Origin of the sequence: Sphingomonas faeni, from assembly GCF_003053745.1 — a bacterium.
GTDB classification, from domain to species: domain Bacteria; phylum Pseudomonadota; class Alphaproteobacteria; order Sphingomonadales; family Sphingomonadaceae; genus Sphingomonas; species Sphingomonas faeni.
The window spans coordinates 114286-132799 of the sequence record NZ_QAYE01000002.1 but is presented as its reverse complement, the minus strand read 5'-3'; the positions used below and the strand labels follow the sequence as shown (position 1 = coordinate 132799).

Below are 18514 nucleotides of genomic sequence, written 5' to 3'. Positions count from 1 at the left end.
GGTTTACGCAGCCCTGCCAGCCGGTTTAGGGGATGCGCTTCAAAAGGGTGGCAAGGTGATGATGCGGAAGGCTATTTTTCTTTCCGTGGGCGCGTGCCTGCCGCTGTTGGCGGCGTGCAACCGGCACCAGTCGACGCTCGCGCCGTTCGGCGAGGAGGCGGACAAGGTCCTCTCGATCACGATCGTCCTGGTCATCGGCGCGATCATTCTCGCGGGCGGGCTCGCGTTGCTGATGCGCCACGCGATGCGCGCGCCCGAGGGTCGCCTGACGCACAAGGGCGGGATGAAGCTGGTGCTCTGGCTCGGCGGCATCGGACCGTCGATCCTGCTGCTGGGCCTGCTGCTCTACGCCCTGCCCGCGATGCGGCCGCGCGAGGTCGCCAACAGCGACCTCCGTATCGGCGTCGAGGGCGAGCAATTCTGGTGGCGCGTCCGTTATGCACCGCCGGGCGGTTCGGTGGTCGAGACCGCGAACGAGCTCCGCCTCCCCGTCGGCCGCACCGTCGAACTGTCGCTCCGCAGCCCCGACGTCATCCACAGCTTCTGGGTGCCGGGCCTCGCCGGCAAGATGGACATGATCCCCGGCCGCACCAACCGCCTCGTCGTTCGCGCGACCAAGGCGGGGACGTACCGCGGCGTCTGCGCGGAGTTCTGCGGGCTCGGCCATGCGCTGATGGCGTTCGACGTGATCGCAATGGAGCCTGCCGCGTTCGAACGTTGGCTCGCCGCGCAACGCCAGCCGGCCACTGTCACAGCCTCGCCCGGCGCGCGCCTGTTCGCAAGTTACGGCTGTAGCGGGTGCCACAGCGTCCGCGGCGTCGGCCCGGTCGCGAAGATCGGCCCCGACCTCACCCACTTCGGCTCGCGCCCGACGCTCGCCGCGGGCGTGCTGCCGATGACGCACGCCAACATCGCCGGGTTCGTCCGCGATCCGGGCAAGACCAAGCCCGGCGTGCGGATGCCCGCCTTCCCGCAGATGTCGGCCGCCGAAGCCGACCAGATCGCAAGCTATCTTCAGGGGCTCAAATGACCACCGAGAGCACCCAATATATCGCGCCCGACCAGAACAATCCCGCGGTCCGCAAGGGCCAGGAGGATCGCCTGCGCGAGGTGTGGAAGCCACCCTCCGGCTGGTTCTTCCGCTGGACCGACGTCAACAACAACCGGATCGGCGTGTGGTACACACTGACCGCGTTCGGGTTCATGCTGTTCGCGGGCGTGCTCGCGCTGATCATGCGCACGCAGCTGGCGGTGCCGAACAACGACCTCGTGACCGCGAACACGTTCAACCAGCTGTTCACGCTGCACGGCTCGATGATGATGTTCCTGTTCGCGGTGCCGATGTTCGAGGCAGTGTCGATTATCCTGTTGCCGCAGCTGCTCGGCGCGCGCGACCTGCCGTTTCCGCGGCTGTCGGGGTTCGGATACTGGTCGTTCCTGATCGGCGGCGTGTTCGTGTCGGGCTCGATCTTCTTCGACGCGGCGCCCGATGGCGGCTGGTTCATGTATCCGCCGCTCACGACGCGGACCGACCTCAGCGGGCTTGGCGCGGACATCTGGATGCTCGGCCTGAGCTTCATCGAGGTGTCATCGGTCGCCGCCGCGGTCGAGCTGATCGTCGGCGTGTTGAAATGCCGACCGCCCGGCATGCGGCTCAACCTGATGCCGCTCTACGCCTGGTACATCCTGGTCGTCGCGGTGATGATCCTGTTCGCGTTCCCGCCGCTGATCGCCGGCGACGTGCTGTTCGAGATGGAGCGGCTGCTCAACTGGCCGTTCTTCAACGCGGAGAAGGGCGGCGATCCGCTGTTGTGGCAGCACCTGTTCTGGATCTTCGGGCATCCGGAAGTCTACATCGTCTTCCTGCCGTCGATCGCGCTGTTCGCGATGCTGATCCCGACGTTCGCGCAGCGGCATCTGCTCGGCTATCCGTGGATCGTGCTCGCCGCGGTGGGGACGGCGTTCCTGAGCTTCGGGCTGTGGGTCCACCACATGTTCACCACCGGGCTCCCCAAGATCAGCCTCGCCTTCTTCGCGGCCGCGTCGGAAGCGGTGGCGATCCCGACCGGCGTGCAGATCTTCGTGTTCATCGCGACGCTCTGGGCGGGCAACGTCAAGAAATCGACGCCGTTGCTTTATGCGAGCGGGAGCTTGGCGGTGTTCGTGATCGGCGGCCTGACGGGCGTGATGGTCGCGGTCGCGCCGTTCGATTGGCAGGCGCACGACACCTATTTCATCGTCGCGCATCTGCACTACGTGCTGATTGGCGGCACACTGCTGCCGCTGTTCGCCGGGCTGTATTATTACTGGCCGTTGGTGACGGGGAAGAAGCTCAGCGACAAGCTCGGGCGGATCGCGTTCTGGATCATGTTCGTGGGCATGAACCTGACCTTCTTCCCGATGCATCTGTCGGGCCTGCTCGGCATGCCGCGGCGCGTGTTTACGTACCCGGAGGAACTTGGCATCGGCGGGCTCAACCTCGCTTCGACCGCGGGCTCGTACATGTTCGCGCTCGGCGTGCTGATCGTCTGCATCGACCTCGCGCTATCGCCGCGTCGCCCGAAGGCGCCGCGCAACCCGTGGAACGCAGGCACGCTCGAATGGCTCGCGCTGCCCGACGACGAGGATTGGGGTATCCGCTCGGTGCCGCTGATCGAGAGCCGCTATCCGATCTGGGACCAGAAGAACTTCGTCCAGAAGGTCGACGAGGGCCGCTTCTTTCTGCCCGACGCGGAGGAGATGCGACGCGAGTCGATCATCACCACCGTGCTCGACGCGCGCCCCCTCCAGGTGATCCGCCTCGGTACGCCGAGCGTGAAACCGATGATGACCGCGGTCGCACTCGCCGGCGTGTTCATCCTGACGACGTACCACCTCTATATCTGGTCGGCGGTCAGCGGCGTCGCGACGCTCGCCTGCGTGCTCTGGTGGCTGTGGACCGGGACCGCCGAGATCCCCGAAAAGCCGACCAAGCATATCGGCCACGGCATCGAGGTGCCGCTCTATACCTCGGGGCCGTCGGCGCCGGGCTGGTGGGCGATGTTCATCACGATGATGGCGGACGCGACCGCGTTCTCGGGGCTCGTGTTCGGCTATTTCTTCTTCTGGACGATCCACAACGATTTCCCGCCGAGCGGGGTCGGGCTCAACGGGCCGGGCGTGTTCTGGCCGATGGTCGCGCTAGCGCTGACGCTCACCGGTTGGGCCGCGACCGTCGGCGCGCGCGAAGTGCATCGCCGCTGCAACGTCGGTGCGGGACGCGCACTGCTGATCGTCGGGATCGTCGCGACGCTGGCGAGCCTCTTCGCCGGGCTCGCCGGGCCGTGGTATTCCGGGCTCGATCCCGAACTTCACGTCTATCCCGCGATCGTCTGGACGCTGGCGATCTGGACCGCGGTGCATGCCGCGATCGGGGTCATCATGCAGGCCTACACGCTCGCGCGCAGCCTCGCGGGGAAGATGACGCCGATCTATGACGCGGACCTGCGCAACATCACCGTGTACCATCACTTCCTCGCGCTAACCGGGATCGTGACGTTCTGCACGATCGGCCTGTTCCCGGGTGTCGCATGACAGAGCCCAAGTCTGACCGGAAGCATTGGGCGCGCGACCTGAAGGTGACGCTGTGGACGCTGATCGTCCCGCCGACGATCTGGGCCGTACATTTCCTGTTCTGCTATCTGTGGGTCGCGGTAACCTGCGCGAAATCGTCGACCCCGGGGACGGCGTTGACCGGCTTCCCGCTGGCGACGCTGATCGCGACGATCGTCGCGCTGCTGGGGATCGTAGCGGCAGGCTATATCGCGCGCGTCCAGTCGGAGACGCCCGGCGATCCGGCGCCGCACGAACAGGGCACCGCGATCGATCGCCTCCGCTTCCTCGCGCTGTCGACGCGGTTGCTGGCGGGACTGAGCTTCGTCGCGGTAATCTTCACGGCCTTGCCGGTCATCATGTTCGGCGACTGCCGATGAGACGCGCAAGCCTCATACTGGGAGTTGCGCTGGTCCCGATCGGCTGGGCCTTCGCCGCAGCGCCGCTCGGGATGGTCGGCCACATGGCAGGGCATATGATCGCGGTTGCGGTTGCGGCGCCGTTCCTAGCCTACGGGATCGCCGGTTCGCGCTGGGATCCGGCCGAGCGTTGGCCCGCGATTGTAACGCCGCTGGCGATGTCGCTGGTCGAACTGGTCGTGGTGTGGCTCTGGCACCTCCCCGCGCTGCGGCTGCGCGTCGACATGCAGCCGGTGGCGTTGCTGATCGAGCAAGCGAGCTTCTTGATCGGTGGCGTCCTCCTCTGGAGCGCAGTGCTCGGCACCCGCACCGGCGGCGCCACCGATCGCCGCGCGTCCGGCGTTGCCGCCCTGTTGCTCACATCGATGCACATGACACTGCTCGGCGCGCTGATCGGCCTCGCCCCGCGACCGCTCTACGCGATGATGGCGATGCACCCGGCCATCCACGGCCTCGACGCACTCGAAGACCAGCAACTCGGCGGCGTCGTCATGCTGACGGTCGGCGCGGCGAGTTATTTCATCGGCGGGCTCGCGATGCTCGGCGGACTGTTGAAGACACGGAGCGCGACCGCATGACGATCCGGATTACCTGGGCGCGCGCCGCCGCCGCGATCCTTGCGCTGGCACTCGCCGGACTGTTGTTCGCCTGGTCGGGTGTGTTCAACATCGCCGCATCGTCGGGCCATTGGAAGATCACCGACTGGTTCCTCCACTGGACGATGCGCAACTCGGTCCGCACCTACGCCGCCGTCACCACCCCCGACGATCCCAAGGCGAACGAGGGCCTCGTCAGTGCCGCCGGCCTGTTCAAGGCAAGCTGCGCCTCGTGCCACGGCGCGCCCGGCGTGCGCCCGCTACCCGTGATGCAGGCCGCGACGCCGCCCGCTCCGAACCTGTCGATCAACGCGCGCGAGTGGACCGACAAGCAGATCTTCTGGATCCTCAAGCACGGCGTCAAATACACCGGCATGCCCGGCTGGGCCGCCAAGGACCGCGACGACGAAGTCCGCCGCATGGTCGCCTTCGTCCGCCTGCTGCCCGAAATGACGCCCGCGACCTATCGCTCGCTGAGCGAAGTGCCGGGCGTCACCGATGCCAGGATCGCCACCTGCGCAGGCTGTCACGGTGCCGACGGACGTGGCCGCGGCCAGCCCGACATGCCGGTACTCGGTGGGCAGAGTCCCGCGTATCTCCGCGCCGCGCTCGAAGCCTATGCGACCGGCAAACGCCAGAGCGCGGTGATGGCGAACGCCGCCGCGACGCTGACGCCCGCCGAGATGACGCGCCTCGCGGATCACTTCGCGGCGATGCCGGGGATCGGCGGCGTCACGCTATCGGGATCGACCGCCGCGGCCCGGATCGACCGCGAGGGGTTGCCGAAGGTGCAGCTCCCCGCCTGCTCGAGCTGCCACACCCCCGGCAAGCCCTACCCCGTGCTTGCCGGCCAGCGCGCCAGCTACATCGCCCAACGCCTACGCAACTGGCGCGGCGACGAGATGGTCGTCGACGCGCGCAAATCGCAATTCACGATGCCGGTGATCGCCCGCCGTATCCCCGAGGATATGATCGACCCGCTCGCGCAGTATCTCGCGGGTCGCTGAATTACCGCGGAGGTGATGCCGTCGACTCGCACAAGGCTGTCGCCTCATGCCCACGCGTGCATCGGGTCATAGTTTAGTGCTTGCCCCCTGAAGGCAGTCTCGAAGCTTCTCAGCCGCGTATTGGTTTCCCAAATGCCAGTCCGCAGTTGGCCGCGTCCCAGTGTCACCGAGCAGGTTGCAGCGGAGCCAGGTGTGAAACGAGCCCCCGGGAAAATGTGGCCTCGGGACACAACAGGCTCGCGCAACCTGGAATCTTCAGCGCTACGAGCGAAGCGGATTGCCAGAGCCCCCGGAGGGACTCGGGCGACTGGGTGCGGTACGACACCCGCACGAACCGGGCACCGGTGCTTGCGTCACGCAGGCGTTCGATCAGCAGCGCCCCGCCCGGCGGAACGTCGTTGGTGGCATAGCCCGGCGCTTTCAGATCGACCCGAAGCGCGGCGGCGAGCGCCGTGACGTTGGTGTCATGCCCCATGAATATCGTCAGCCGCGGTCCCGTCGAGGACAGGGATGCCAGCACCTCGCGGCCGAGCACGGCGGCTTGATGCGCGGCCATATAGGGCGGGTGCGTGTACACGGCGAACAACGCGGCATGCAGCGCGCCGAGTTGCTCGATAGTCGCAGGATTCGCGCGGCTCCAGCCGACGCTCTCGCGTGGCAGACCCTCGACCTCCTGCAGCAGAAGTACCTGCGCAATACCGGAGGCAGCGCGGATCGGCCCCGCCAGTACGAGATCGTGGCCATCGGCGCTTGCGCTGACCGCAGGTGCGCCCGCGGGGACGCATCCCCGCTCCACCGACGTACAGCCAAGCACCTGATCAAGTCGGGCGAGCGCAGCGCCGTGACGTCGGGCGAGTGCCGGCATGCCACCCGTTTCACGGTTGATGGATTCAATCGCTGCGCGCGCGTCGAAGGCCGTCGCCCGTGCACGCAACGGCTCGAAGATTGAGTCCGCGGTACCGAGGGGTTTGTGTTCGATGGCGAGATCGCAGCCGGGAGCAAGACCCTCCGCATAGGCCCGCCCGCTCGCGATCGTCCGATCGGAACTGTTCGATACTTGCGACGTGTTGCATGACGCTTTTAGAAGCGCCTGCGGACACCGGAGCCGCCCAACCGACGCTATGGTGACAAGGGTTTGATGAGAACGTTCTTTCGAACTGTGCATTAGCGCCTTGGGGCCACTGCATTGATTCAAGCACTTGGCCGACGAGTAGATGGGTACCTGACCGGATGCGTGGGGCGTGATCTGATCCATAAGTGCACGCTCAATCGCCCTCCCGACTCTCAAATTTAGACATTCGTTGATCTGCTTGGGCGGCGCATAACGCTGGACTGGTCCATTTCGTCGAGCAGGCGGTACCGGTTCGCCAAGACAGCCAGCTGTCCGGCCTATTAAATGGCGTTCGCGAAGCGCCGGCATACGCTTGTAAGGCCGTCCAAATGTTCGGCAGCGGGGCAATGAGCACGCACATTTTCGTGCGAAGGTTCGGCGATGGCACTGGAACGAGCCCGGGGACATGGCTGACGCAGCAGCCTTAGTTCCGGTCACCACATCGCGAGGCCCGTGCGTTCGAAATATATCTTTTTCCCGGCTTATCAGGCGATTGCACAGTCAAAACACGTCAAATATTATCGTCACGAATCTGTCAGGACCGATCCCAGTTTACTCAACCACGGCGCGCTCAAATCTTGCCTTCGTTAAAATGTATCAGGCGGATATTTCCTTTTATCTCTTTGAGAATTGGTAATATTGTAATAGTCAAATCTAGATTTATGGTAGATTGGAAATAAGTGACCGCTAATATTAACCTATTGATGTAAAATTTAGGCGAGGGTTCGGAAACAAGGAGTTCCCGATGCGACCCGATGCCAAGGCACTATTAGCGAGACTGGGACAGCGCGATTTCCAGTATCGCCAGTTCGCCGATCCAATTGCCGACGTCGAGCCGTGGCCGTTGTTCGCCGCGTTGCTGGAGGACGAGCGCGTCGTCGGTCGTGCCGACCGTGCGACGGAGGAGAGGGCGCCCGCCAAGAATTTCCTGAGCGATTACGATGACATGTCGGCGCGTGGCGGCTCCGGCCAGCGCCAGGGCGGCAGCCTGCGCGCGTTCCTGTCCGGACTTTCCGACGACCATACGGAGCGCCGTTGATGCCATTGATCCTGTGCCATTCACCGGTCGGCGGCGTCGGAACCACGTTCCTGACCGCGCGTCTCGCGCTTGGTCTGGCCGAACGGGGGCACGACGTCTCCGCAATCGATTTCACGCACGCCGACGCATTGAAGCTGTTCTTCGGGATGCTCCCCGCGCAGGAAATCCCGGCGATGACCGATGCCACGACCGAAGGCATCGTCGTCGACGGGGTCGAATTACTGTCGGGCTATGCCGCCGTCCAGAGCGGCGCCTTCGGGCGCCTGATCGCGCGGTCGGGCGCGTCGCCGTTCGATAGCGAGCGGATCGTGATCGCCGATGTTGCCTCTGCGGACCTCGCGCTGAAGACCAGCCTTTTGCCACACGCCGCGCTGCACCTGTGCACGCTCGTGCCGCAGCCGACATCGCTCGCGGCGTTGGCGAAGGTCCAGCCGGGCACGCCGACGATCGACCTCGAACAGACCGTGTTCGTGCTCAACCAGGTCGACGACACGCGCAAATTGTCGCGCCATTCGCAGATCTTCCTGCGTGCGCTGTTCGGCGACAATCTGATCGCGACGGTCCGCCGCGATGAGGCGGTGAACGAGGCACTGGCGTCGTTCCAGCCGATCGCTCGCTACGCCAAGCAGAGCGTGGTGCTCCCCGATCTCGCCGCCATGACGATCGCAATCGAGGCGCGATGCGGCCTTGTCGCCGCCACGGAGCCGGCGGAATGACCCGCGGATCGGTCCGCAAGGCGTTTCGCGCCGATACGCTCGGCATCGTTGTCGCGGCGCTGTTGACGCTGGTCGTCGTGACGGTGCCGCTCGACCTCAAGTCGCAGTGGATCTTCGCGGGTGTATCGATCCTGGGCGCGATCGTGCTTGGCCGATCGAAGTCGCGTCGCGGGACGCTGGTGCTCGCCTTGCTGTCGCTGGTCGTATCGACGCGCTATCTGTTCTGGCGGACTACCGCGACGCTCGAATTCGAAAGCGCGCTGGGCACGGTGCTCGGCATGGGACTGTACCTCGCCGAGCTGTACGCGTGGGTCATCCTCGCGCTCGGCGTGCTTCAGACCGCGTGGCCGCTCGATCGCCAGTCGGTCGAGCCGGAGGGCGAGCCGCACGAATGGCCGACCGTCGACGTCTATATCCCGACCTACAATGAAAGCCTGGAGATCGTCCGAACGACCGTGCTCGCGGCGCTCGACATGGATTATCCGCGCGATCGCTATCACGTCTACCTGCTCGACGACGGTCGCCGGCCTGAATTCCGGGCGTTCGCGCGGTCTGTCGGCTGCAGCTACATCACGCGCGCCGATAACAACCACGCGAAGGCGGGCAACCTCAACGCGGCAATGTCGAACACCGAGGGCTCGCTGATCGCGATCTTCGACTGCGATCACGTGCCGACGCGCGCCTTCCTGCAGATGACGGTCGGCTGGTTCCAGCGCGACAAGAAACTCGCACTCGTCCAGACGCCGCATCACTTCTATTCGCCCGATCCGGTCCAGCGCAATTTGGGCTCGGTCCGCGACCTGCCGGGCGAGGGCGACCTGTTCTACGGCGCGGTGCAGCGCGGCAACGATCTGTGGGACGCCGCTTTCTTCTGCGGGTCGTGCGCGATCATCCGCCGCGCGGCGCTTGCCGACACCAACGGGTTCGCGTTCGAGACCGTCACGGAGGATGCGCACACCGCGCTGCGCCTGCAACGCATGGGCTGGTCGACCGCGTATCTCGGCATCCGGCTGTCGGCCGGGCTCGCGACCGAGCGGCTCGTGCTGCACATCGGCCAGCGCATTCGCTGGGCACGCGGCATGACGCAGATCCTGCGTATCGACAATCCACTGTTCGGGCGTGGTCTCAGCCTTCAGCAGCGGTTTTGTTACTTGAACGCGATGCTGCATTTCCAGTTTCCGCTGCCGCGCATCGCCTTCCTGACCAGCCCACTGGCGTATCTGATACTTGGCGAGAACATCATCCACGCCTCCGCCGGTATGATCTTCGCCTATGCCGCCGCGCATCTCTATTGCGCGCAGGTCTCGGGTGGGCGGTTGCAGGGCGGCGATCGCCGGCCGTTCTGGGGCGAAGTGTACGAGACGATCCTGGCGTTCCACCTCGTTCGGCCGACCGTCGTCACGCTGTTCCGGCCGCATGGCGGCAAGTTCAACGTCACCGACAAGGGCTCGCTGCTCGACAAGACCCATTTCGACACCGCGACCGCGCGCCCACACCTGATCTGCATCGGGCTGGTATTGTTCGGGATCGCCTTCGGGTGCGTCAAATACTTCTTCTTCGCGCATCTGTTCAACATCCAGGGCGATACGCTGGTGCTGAACACGGTGTGGGCGGTCTTCAGCCTCGTCATCCTGCTCGCTGCCGTATCGGTCGCGCGCGAGACGCGGCAGGTCCGCGAATATATCCGCATCCCCGTCCAGTTGCCGGCGACGCTCTATTTCGCCGACGGCCACGTCGTCGATGCGGAGACGATCGACCTGTCGATGGGCGGCCTCGCGATCACCGCACCACCCGGCGTGACGCTCGCCGACCGTGAGGTCACCCACGTCGCGCTGCCGATGGGTGACGAAATCCTCACGCTCCCCGTCCAGACGCAACGCGTCGACAAGAACATGGCCACCATGCGGTTTCTGGAACTCGACATGCTTCAATTACGTCAACTCGTCCGCGCCGTCATGGGCCGCAACGATGCCTGGGAACCGGAAGCGCCACGCGCTCCGATCTCGACGCTGCGATCGCTCCGCGACATCTTGGTCGTCGATCTCGTCACGCTGAAGCGCCTGCTCGGCTTCAACCGTGCCGAACGCCGTCGCGAACGCACCCGGCTGAAGGCCGCAACCGCCGCGCTGGCCGCAGCCGCGCTGGTGATGAGCATCGGCCTGCCGCAGCCGGTCGCGGCGCAGGCGCCGGCCGTACCGGTATCCGCACCCGAAGCACTGGGCGGTATCCGCCAGGAGCGTCTCACACTGCGCGACCTGCGTATTCGCAGCGCGATCCGCCTCGCCGGCACGCGCGGCGAGATCGCGATCCCGTTTGGTCTTCGCAGCAACGAGGTCGTCACCGCGGCCAATTTGACGCTGGCGCTTGCCTGGTCGCCTGCATTGCTGCCGGACCTGAGCCAGTTCGTGGTGATCCTGAACGGCGAAGTCGTCCGCACCGTTCGGCTCACACCCGACGGTGCCGGCGGACAGCAGCTCACGATGGCGGTCAATCCCGCGCTGTTCCTGCCGGGCGACAACCAGCTCAACCTGCGCCTGATCGGTCACTACACCCGCGATTGCGAAGATCCGTTCCACAGCTCGCTCTGGGCGAACGTCAGCAATACGCGCTCGGCGCTCGACCTGACGATCCAGCGTCTGCCGCTCGGGGCGGACCTCGCCCGCCTGCCATCGCCATTCTTCGATCGCGCGGACAATCTGCCGCTCAACCTGCCGTTCGTGTTCGGTGCGGCGCCGTCGAATGGCGAACTCGAGGCCGCGGCCAGCGTCGCATCCTGGTTCGGACGGCTGGCCAGCTATCGCGGGTTCGCGTTCAAGCCGAGCTATGACCGCATCCCGCGCGGCAATGCGATCGTCTTCCTGCGTCCCGGCATGCGCGTCGGCAGCTACGTGCCCAACATCACCGGGCCATCGGCGCAGGTCATCCGCAACCCGTTCGACGGTTTTGGCCAGCTGCTGCTGGTAACGGGCCGCGACGAGCGCGAACTGAAGCTTGCCGCCGCCGCGCTCGCCACCGGCCGCGGCACGATCGGTGGCGCCGCGGCGTCGTTCGACGGCGTCCGCATCCCGACCTATGCGCGCTACGCCGCACCCCGCTGGCTCCGCTCGGACCGTGCGGTGAAGCTCGGCGAGATCATGGACCCACGCGCCCTGCAGGGCGTCGGCCTGCCACCGGGCCCGCTCACGGCGGCGTTCCGGACCGCGCCCGACCTGTTCTTCTGGCCACGGGGTGGCGCATCGCTCGACCTGCGCTATCGCTATCCGTCGGCGACATGGCTCGACCGGCGCGCGTCGCGGCTCGATATCTCGATCAACAACCAGTATCTGCGGACGCTGCCGCTCGCCGGCGCGGCATGGTGGCAGGCGATGATCGGTGGCCAGGACGGCGCATCGTCGAGCCAGGCTCGCGCCAAGGTCGAACTGCCGAACTACAATCTGTTCGGGCAGAACGAGTTGATCTTCGATTACAACCTGATCCTTGGCACCAAGAAGAAGTGCGAGGGCACGCTGCCCGAGAACGTCCATGTCGCGATCGACCCGGACAGCGCGATCGACCTGACGCACGCCTATCATGCGCAGCGGATGCCGAGCCTCGCGACCTTCGCGAACGCAGGCTATCCCTTCACGATCAGTCCCGACCTTGCCGAGACTGTCGTTGTCGTCCCCGCCTCGCCCGACCTGGGTATCGTCGAGGCGTTCCTGGCGATGATGGGCCGCTTCGGCGACTCGACCGGTGCCGCCACCACGGGCGTGACCGTCACGCAGGCCTCGGACGGCGACCGGCTCGAAGGCCATGACGTGCTGGTCATCGGCATTCCACGGACCGCCGGCGCGACCGCGCTGTTCGCCGGTGCGCCGGTGCGGATCGAGAATGGCAGACTGCGCGTCGTCGAACGCAATCCGATCGAACGCGTCTTCGGGCTGATCTCGCCATATGGCGCGAGCGACGTCGGCGAGACCAACGCGTTCCTGACCACGGCCGAACGGTTTGACGGGTTCGTCAGCTTCCGCTCGCCCTATGATGCGGCGCGGACGGTGGTGGCGGTGATGAGCACCAATACCGCCGACCTGCCCGAACTGGTGCAGGGTCTCGCCGAACAGCGGATCAACGCGCAGGTCCAGGGTGACCTGTCGGTGACCAATGGCGAGGGCATGCGCAGCTTCGCGGTCGGCCAGACCTATTGGTCGGGATCGCTGCCGATGTGGATGCGGATCGGCTGGTGGTTCAGCGAGCGGCCGTTGCTGATGGCGCTGAGCGGGCTGCTGATCGCGCTGCTGCTGGCGGGGCCATTGTACCTGCTGCTGGTGCGCCAGCAACGTCGCCGGCTCGGGTCGGAGGACGCGGCATGATCCGCTTCACCACGCTCGCGCTGCTGACCGCGGGGATCGCGTCGCCGCTCCTCGTCCAGCCTGCGGTGGCACAAGTTGCCGGTGTTGGCGCGCTCGTCCAGCAAGGGCGGTATTGGCAGTCGCGTGGCCGGGCTGATCTCGCGCGGACCGCGTATCGCCGCGCACTCGCGATCGATCCGTCGAACGCCGAGGCTCGCCGCGCCTTGTCGACGTCGAGCGCCCCGGCTGCGGCACCCGCCGCACGACCGAGCAGGGCGCCCGCGCCGGCTCCGGCGGGCATGACCGGGCCTGCACCGACGCCCACAACCGCATCGCGCGCGGTTTCGGTACCAGCCCCGGCCCGCAGAGCAGCACCGATGCCATCCGACCGCGGCAGCGATTCCCGCGCGGCAGGCTTCCGCTCGCTCGAACAGGGCGATCTCGTGCAGGCGCAGCGCCAGTTCGAGGCGGCGCTGGCGAACAACCGCAACGATGCCGACGCGGCAGGTGGCCTCGGCGTCGTTCGGCTACGGCAGTCGCGCTTCGCCGAGTCCGCCGAACTCCTGTCGCGCGCTTCGGCACGCGGCAATCGGGCGCGCTGGTCAGAAGCCTTGGCATCCGCGCAATTCTACGCCGGGCTCGACGACGCCCGCGCGCGGCTAGCCGCCGGCGATGTCGTCGGCGCACAGATCCAGGCCGAGGCGCTCGCCCGTACCAGCGTCAAGGATCGCGGCCCCGCACTGGCGTTGCTGGCGGACATCTACGAACGCCAGGGTCGCTATGCCGACTCGGCCGATCTCGCACGGCAAGCAGGATCCGCCGGCGGCAGTGCAGCCCAACTCGAAAGCCGCGTGGTGCGCAACGATGCGTTGCAGGCCGCCACGCACGGCGACCCGGCGAAGGCGGATGCCCTGTTCCAACGCGGGCTGATGCTCGACCCCGCGGACCCGTGGATCCGCTACGAATACGCGCGGTACATGATCGGGCAGGGCCGTGCGCCCGAGGCCGAGGCGCTGATCCAGTCGATCCAGACGATCGGTACCGCCGACGCGCTCTACGCGGCGGCGATGCTCCACAACGAGCGCGGTCGACAGGCACAGGCGACGTCGCTGCTGTCGCGACTGACCGAGGCGCAGAAGACTCCGGCGATCCGGCGGTTCGAGGCACAGATCGCCGTCGATTCCGCCGTCGCGCGCGCCAAGGCGATCGCGGCGCAAGGCCGTGGCGGCGAGGCGATCGCGACGTTGCGCCAGATCGGCATGACCCCGACGCTCAGCGCAGCGTCGCTCGCGTCGATCGCCGGCGGTCTGAACGATCTGGGCGATCAGGCCGGCGCCGTCCCGCTTGCCGAGCGCGCGCTAGCCGCAAGCCCGGCGACGGCGGCGGATTATGAGCCGATCGTCCGCGTACTGGCACGGACCGGACAGGATGCTGCGGTCGCCAGCGCCATCGACCGCGCGCGAACGGCATCGGCGGGGTCTGCCTCCGCAGCGCCAGCGATTGCCCGGCTCGAGGGGATTGCCGCGTCGTCGCAGGCGGACCGGATGCGTCTGGCGGGCCAGAACGCGCAGGCATTCGACCTGCTGCAACAGGCATGGGCTGCGTCGCCAGGCAATGCGGACGTGCTGGGGGCGCTCGGCCGACTGTACCAGTCGGGCGACATGCCGTCTCAGGCTGCACAGACGTATCAGATGGTGCTCGCCGCAAATCCACGGGACAAGGGCGCGCTGATCGGCTTGATCGGCAGCGCAGGGGCCGGCGGTAGTCATGACGTCGCCACCGCCACCGTCGACCGCGCGCTCGCCGCCTATCCAGACGACTACGAGATCTACGCCGCTGCCGGCCAGATGGAGCAGGCCCGCGGCGACCGCGGGGCGGCGAAACGCTATCTGCGCCGCGCCGAAACGGCCTATGTCGCGCGCTCCGGCAGCGGCGTCACGCTGAGCGGGGCCAACCCGTTCGCCGCGGGCATGGGCTCGGGCAATCCCTTCCGCCAGGTGGAACAGGCGCCCGTCGTCGCCGCAAACCCGTTCGCATTGAGCGCCGGGCCGATCCCGACTTCCAAGCCCGGCCGCTCTTCGACGCCGATGGCTTTCACCGTGGCACCCGGATACGGCGCAGGCTCGCCCGGCGTTCCGGTACCAACGGGCTTTGCGCCCGGCGGCTACGCATCCTCGAACGGCGCGGTGCCTCAGGCCGGCGTTGCAGGCGGCGATGCCACGCTCATCCGCCTGCGCGACGATATTGCCCGGCTGAGCGACGACACCGGCCCCCGTGCGGAAATGAAGCTCGGGTTCCGCGAGCGTTCGGGCGAGACCGGTCTGAGCGAACTGCGCGAACTGTCGGGTACCGCGACGCTCTCCACGGGTGTCGCCGGCGGTCGCGTCTCCGTCTCGGCGACACCGGTCGTGATCGACTCCGGCCGCCCGACCGGCTCCGCGCTCGCTCGGTTCGGCCGCAACGCCACGCCGGAGGCGCAAGGCATCGTCAACGCATTGCCCTCCGCGCTGGTGCAGGCCGATACGCAACACGCGTCCGGCGTCGCGGTCGCGGCATCATACGACAGCCCTGGCGTCCGGATCGAGGTCGGATCGACGCCGATCGGGTTCGACAATACCGAAGTGACGTGGGGCTTCACCGGGAAACCCAAGATCTCGCGTACGGTGTCGGCGCAGGGCTGGGTCAAGCGCGAGCCGGTCACGGACAGCGTCGTGTCCTATGCGGGCACGCGCGATCCCGTCACGGGTGAACGCTGGGGCCAGGTCATGCGGACCGGCGGCGGCGCGTCGCTGTCGTGGGACGACGAAGGGACGGGCGTCTACGCCGATGTCTCTGGCTATCGCTACACCGGCGAGAACGTCCGCCGAAACCGCGGGTACCAGGCAAATGCCGGTGGCTACCTTCCGCTCTATCGGGACGGGCATTCGACGCTCACCGGCGGCCTCAACCTCAACTGGCAGGCGTTCGACAACAACCAGAACTACTTCACCTACGGGCATGGCGGCTATTTCAGCCCGCAGAGCTTCCTCAGCATGAGCCTGCCGATCCGCTACGCGTACAACTCGACACGGTGGGAGGGGCGCCTGGGCGTCGCGCCGGGCTATCAGAGCTTCGAACAGGATCGTGCGCCGATCTATCCGACTGATCCGAACGCACAGGCCGAACTCGATGCGTTGAAGGCACGGAACACCGACGTCCGGTCCTATTACGACAGCCTGAGCAACACCGGTTTCGCCTTTTCGGCGGATGGATCGTTGTTCTATCGCCTGAACCCGAACACCCGGATCGGTGCTTCGGCCAGCGCCAACACGTTCGGGACCTATGACGACTACCGATCGACTTTCGAATTGCGCCAGTCCCTGGGGGGAACCAAATGAACGCGATGAGTGAATGGTCCACTGACAACGCGACCGAGACCACCGCCGCCTCCCTGTTGCTGGGCAGCATCATCGCCGAAGTCGGGGGTGGCGCCACCACCGCGCAGCGCCGCGCGTTCTTTCGCGCGGTCGGCGCACGGATCGCAGGCGCGCATCCGGTCGGCGACGCGCAGGATATCGCTGCGCTCGCCGCCTCGATAAATCGGCTGTGGCGCGAGCATGACTGCGGCGAAGTGCGGTTCGAACTCGCCGAGGACGGCCTGCTGATCACGCATACCGGCTTCGCCCGGCGGCTGGCGCCGGTTCTCGGCGGTGCAACCGAACAGACGCTGCGACCGTTGCTGGAGGGGGCGTATGACGCTTGGTTGCATACGCTCGGCAGCGGCGCCGATCTAACGACACGCACCCTGTGGTGGAGCGATACGGAGGCACGACTGAAGCATGGACGTTGATCGTCGACACGTCATGGCGGGAATGGCCGGTCTGGCCATCGCCGGATGCAGCAAGGCACGCGTACCGGAAGACCGAACGCTCACGACAGAGAATAGCGCAGCAGTCGAACCAAGGACTCTGCCTGCGACCGGCGCGGCGAACGGCGTGAACTGGGCGACCTTCAAACAGCGGTTCATGGCCGAGGACGGCCGGATCGTCGACAACGGCAATGGGGGGGTCAGCCACAGCGAAGGCCAGAGCTATGGCCTGTTGCTGGCTCAGGGAGCGGGCGATCGCGTGGCGTTCGACAAGATTCTCGCCTGGACCGAAGCAAAACTCGCCCGGCCAGACGTCGCGCTCTACGTCTGGCGCTACGATCCGCGCGCCGCCAATCCCGTAGCCGATCGCAACAACGCGACCGATGGCGACCTTCTCATCGCCTACGCATTGTCAAAGGCGGCGAACCGGTGGCGCGAGCCACGCTACGCGGCGCGGTCGCGGGCGATCGTCGATGCGATCGGCACCCGTCTGGTCAAGACGGTCGGCGGGCGGATGCTGTTATTGCCGGGGCTGGACGGGTTCTCGACCGCGGCACGAACGACGATCAACCCCTGCTACTACGTCTGGCCGGCGCTCGACCTGTTCGCGAAGACCGGCAACGCGGCGGTCTGGCGACGGGTCATCACCGACGGCGAGGCTCTGATCGCCGCCGCACGGTTCGGCGCACACCGCTTGCCGACCGACTGGATCGACGTCTCCAACACAGGTGCCATCGCCCCCGCTGCGGACAAGCCGCCACGGTTCGGCTTCGACGCCATCCGCGTGCCGCTGTTCGCCAGCGTGTCGGGCCGCAGCGCGCTGGTCGAGCCGATCCGATCCTGGTGGCGATCGATGCCCGCGGACCGCATCCCTGCCTGGACAGACGTGGTGTCGGGGCAGGTCGCCGAATACCCCCTGTCCGTCGGCGGTCGCGCAGTGGTGAGCCGCACGCTCGGCACGCCCCCCCCCGATACGCTCGCCACCGACTATTACGCGGCCGCGCTGCAATGCCTCGCCGCAGCCTTCCCCTGAACCTTCAGCGGTCAGTTCACGGCAGCGAGCGATACCGGCAAGGTAGCCGTCGAAGCAGTGTTGCCACCCTATAACGTATCGGCTCAAACTAAACCGCTACAACCTGACGTGTTTCGTCACGGAGCTGACCTCGGCTGACCGAACGCTACGGAATTGATCTGGTCCCGACTATGATCGATCGGCAAGACGGGCTCGGTTACGCGGCGACCCAGATCCGACCATGACCAAGATCGAAGATCACACGGGTCTTGGCGAACGCGCCGAGGCCTACCGACGGCTTCGCGCCGACCGAGACGTCCGCCGTGTTCAGCGCCACCGGTCCGAGTGCGATGCTCTTGGTACTCGCGACAAGTGCCACCACACCGGTCGGACGCAGGAGATCCAGCAGCGCGGCGGTAGGCGCAGCGTCATCGATCCGAAGTGGGACCGTCATCGTACCGTCGGCCTCACGCGTGACGGGGATCGGCGTCATACCGCGTTCGGCGCGCTTCGCATCTCCGGCCAGCAAAAGTCGCAATTGATGATGCGCGAAGTCGATCTCGATCGGGTTGGCGTCGAGGATGTCCTGCCCGATCCGGACGTCTGCGCCCTGCCCCGGATCGGTCTCGACCCCCGTGATCGAGGCACGGAAATATTCCGCGCGGATACCGATCTTGACCGGCGCGCCCTGCCTCACCCGTTTGGCGAGCGTTTCGCTGATCGCCGAATGCGGCGCGCCGGGCACGATCGCGATCGTGGTTCGCGCATTGTCGACCCGGCCGTGGAACAGCAAGGTTGCTGCCATGAGGATGAACTTGCCACTCGTCGCGCCCGTAATTCCGCCCATC

General features: G+C 66.6%; 13 protein-coding genes. 11 read left to right on the top strand and 2 right to left on the bottom strand.

Going from position 1 to position 18514, the window contains the following annotated elements; translation table 11 throughout:
• The first annotated feature begins 61 nt into the window (after positions 1-61).
• Genes C8J25_RS05365 through C8J25_RS05345 form a run of 5 tightly spaced genes read left to right on the top strand, consistent with a single transcriptional unit; the run spans position 62 to position 5613 of the window.
• On the top strand, positions 62-1030 hold the full coding sequence (locus tag C8J25_RS05365) for a cytochrome c oxidase subunit II (RefSeq protein ID WP_107953368.1): 969 nt from the start codon (positions 62-64) through the stop codon (positions 1028-1030).
• Positions 1027-3573, top strand: coding sequence for a cytochrome c oxidase subunit I (gene ctaD, locus C8J25_RS05360; protein ID WP_107952932.1), 2547 nt, complete (start codon positions 1027-1029; stop codon positions 3571-3573). The genes C8J25_RS05365 and ctaD overlap by 4 nt, the downstream gene beginning before the upstream one ends.
• Positions 3570-3971: a hypothetical protein gene (locus C8J25_RS05355; RefSeq protein WP_107952930.1), complete on the top strand. Its 402-nt coding sequence runs from the start codon at positions 3570-3572 to the stop codon at positions 3969-3971. The genes ctaD and C8J25_RS05355 overlap by 4 nt, the downstream gene beginning before the upstream one ends.
• Positions 3968-4588: a cytochrome c oxidase assembly protein gene (locus C8J25_RS05350; RefSeq protein ID WP_107952928.1), complete on the top strand. Its 621-nt coding sequence runs from the start codon at positions 3968-3970 to the stop codon at positions 4586-4588. The genes C8J25_RS05355 and C8J25_RS05350 overlap by 4 nt, the downstream gene beginning before the upstream one ends.
• Positions 4585-5613 carry a c-type cytochrome gene (locus tag C8J25_RS05345; RefSeq protein WP_107952926.1) on the top strand — a complete coding sequence of 343 codons (1029 nt, stop codon included), beginning with the start codon at positions 4585-4587 and terminating at the stop codon, positions 5611-5613. The genes C8J25_RS05350 and C8J25_RS05345 overlap by 4 nt, the downstream gene beginning before the upstream one ends.
• A 163-nt stretch (positions 5614-5776) precedes the next feature.
• Here the strand turns inward: C8J25_RS05345 and C8J25_RS05340 are convergent, their stop codons facing one another.
• Positions 5777-6868: a histidine-type phosphatase gene (locus C8J25_RS05340; RefSeq protein ID WP_146173300.1), complete on the bottom strand. Its 1092-nt coding sequence runs from the start codon at positions 6866-6868 to the stop codon at positions 5777-5779.
• A gap of 601 nt (positions 6869-7469) precedes the next feature.
• On the opposite strand from C8J25_RS05340, the gene C8J25_RS05335 reads away from it, so the two are divergent.
• The 6 genes from C8J25_RS05335 to C8J25_RS05310 are packed head-to-tail and all read left to right on the top strand — an operon-like array spanning position 7470 to position 17687.
• The gene (locus C8J25_RS05335) at positions 7470-7763 is read left to right on the top strand and encodes a hypothetical protein (protein WP_107952921.1); all 294 of its coding nucleotides are present in this window, start codon (positions 7470-7472) and stop codon (positions 7761-7763) included.
• Entirely contained in the window at positions 7763-8479 is a 717-nt protein-coding gene (locus C8J25_RS05330) for a cellulose synthase operon protein YhjQ/BcsQ (RefSeq protein WP_107952919.1), read from the top strand. The genes C8J25_RS05335 and C8J25_RS05330 overlap by 1 nt, the downstream gene beginning before the upstream one ends.
• A complete protein-coding gene (gene bcsA, locus C8J25_RS05325; protein WP_107952916.1) occupies positions 8476-12828 on the top strand; it encodes a UDP-forming cellulose synthase catalytic subunit in 4353 nt (1450 codons plus the stop codon). The genes C8J25_RS05330 and bcsA overlap by 4 nt, the downstream gene beginning before the upstream one ends.
• A complete protein-coding gene (locus C8J25_RS05320) occupies positions 12825-16184 on the top strand; it encodes a cellulose synthase subunit BcsC-related outer membrane protein (RefSeq protein ID WP_107952913.1) in 3360 nt (1119 codons plus the stop codon). Before bcsA ends, C8J25_RS05320 begins: the two co-directional genes overlap by 4 nt.
• A 5-nt stretch (positions 16185-16189) precedes the next feature.
• A complete protein-coding gene (gene bcsD, locus C8J25_RS05315) occupies positions 16190-16636 on the top strand; it encodes a cellulose biosynthesis protein BcsD (RefSeq protein WP_132833657.1) in 447 nt (148 codons plus the stop codon).
• On the top strand, positions 16626-17687 hold the full coding sequence (locus tag C8J25_RS05310; RefSeq protein WP_107952909.1) for a family 8 glycosyl hydrolase: 1062 nt from the start codon (positions 16626-16628) through the stop codon (positions 17685-17687). The genes bcsD and C8J25_RS05310 overlap by 11 nt, the downstream gene beginning before the upstream one ends.
• Positions 17688-17883: 196 nt before the next feature.
• Here the strand turns inward: C8J25_RS05310 and C8J25_RS05305 are convergent, their stop codons facing one another.
• A complete protein-coding gene (locus C8J25_RS05305; RefSeq protein ID WP_107952907.1) occupies positions 17884-18513 on the bottom strand; it encodes a hypothetical protein in 630 nt (209 codons plus the stop codon).
• Position 18514 lies beyond the last annotated feature (1 nt).

Excerpts from the sequence above, each read along its gene's own strand:
- C8J25_RS05305 (WP_107952907.1), bottom strand. The coding sequence starts at position 18,513 with ATGGGCGGAATTACGGGCGCGACGAGTGGCAAGTTCATCCTCATGGCA.
- C8J25_RS05310 (WP_107952909.1), top strand. The coding sequence starts at position 16,626 with ATGGACGTTGATCGTCGACACGTCATGGCGGGAATGGCCGGTCTGGCC.
- C8J25_RS05350 (WP_107952928.1), top strand. The coding sequence starts at position 3,968 with ATGAGACGCGCAAGCCTCATACTGGGAGTTGCGCTGGTCCCGATCGGC.
- C8J25_RS05340 (WP_146173300.1), bottom strand. The coding sequence starts at position 6,868 with ATGGATCAGATCACGCCCCACGCATCCGGTCAGGTACCCATCTACTCG.
- bcsA (WP_107952916.1), top strand. The coding sequence starts at position 8,476 with ATGACCCGCGGATCGGTCCGCAAGGCGTTTCGCGCCGATACGCTCGGC.
- C8J25_RS05320 (WP_107952913.1), top strand. The coding sequence starts at position 12,825 with ATGATCCGCTTCACCACGCTCGCGCTGCTGACCGCGGGGATCGCGTCG.
- C8J25_RS05365 (WP_107953368.1), top strand. The coding sequence starts at position 62 with ATGCGGAAGGCTATTTTTCTTTCCGTGGGCGCGTGCCTGCCGCTGTTG.
- C8J25_RS05345 (WP_107952926.1), top strand. The coding sequence starts at position 4,585 with ATGACGATCCGGATTACCTGGGCGCGCGCCGCCGCCGCGATCCTTGCG.
- bcsD (WP_132833657.1), top strand. The coding sequence starts at position 16,190 with ATGAGTGAATGGTCCACTGACAACGCGACCGAGACCACCGCCGCCTCC.
- C8J25_RS05335 (WP_107952921.1), top strand. The coding sequence starts at position 7,470 with ATGCGACCCGATGCCAAGGCACTATTAGCGAGACTGGGACAGCGCGAT.
- ctaD (WP_107952932.1), top strand. The coding sequence starts at position 1,027 with ATGACCACCGAGAGCACCCAATATATCGCGCCCGACCAGAACAATCCC.
- C8J25_RS05330 (WP_107952919.1), top strand. The coding sequence starts at position 7,763 with ATGCCATTGATCCTGTGCCATTCACCGGTCGGCGGCGTCGGAACCACG.
- C8J25_RS05355 (WP_107952930.1), top strand. The coding sequence starts at position 3,570 with ATGACAGAGCCCAAGTCTGACCGGAAGCATTGGGCGCGCGACCTGAAG.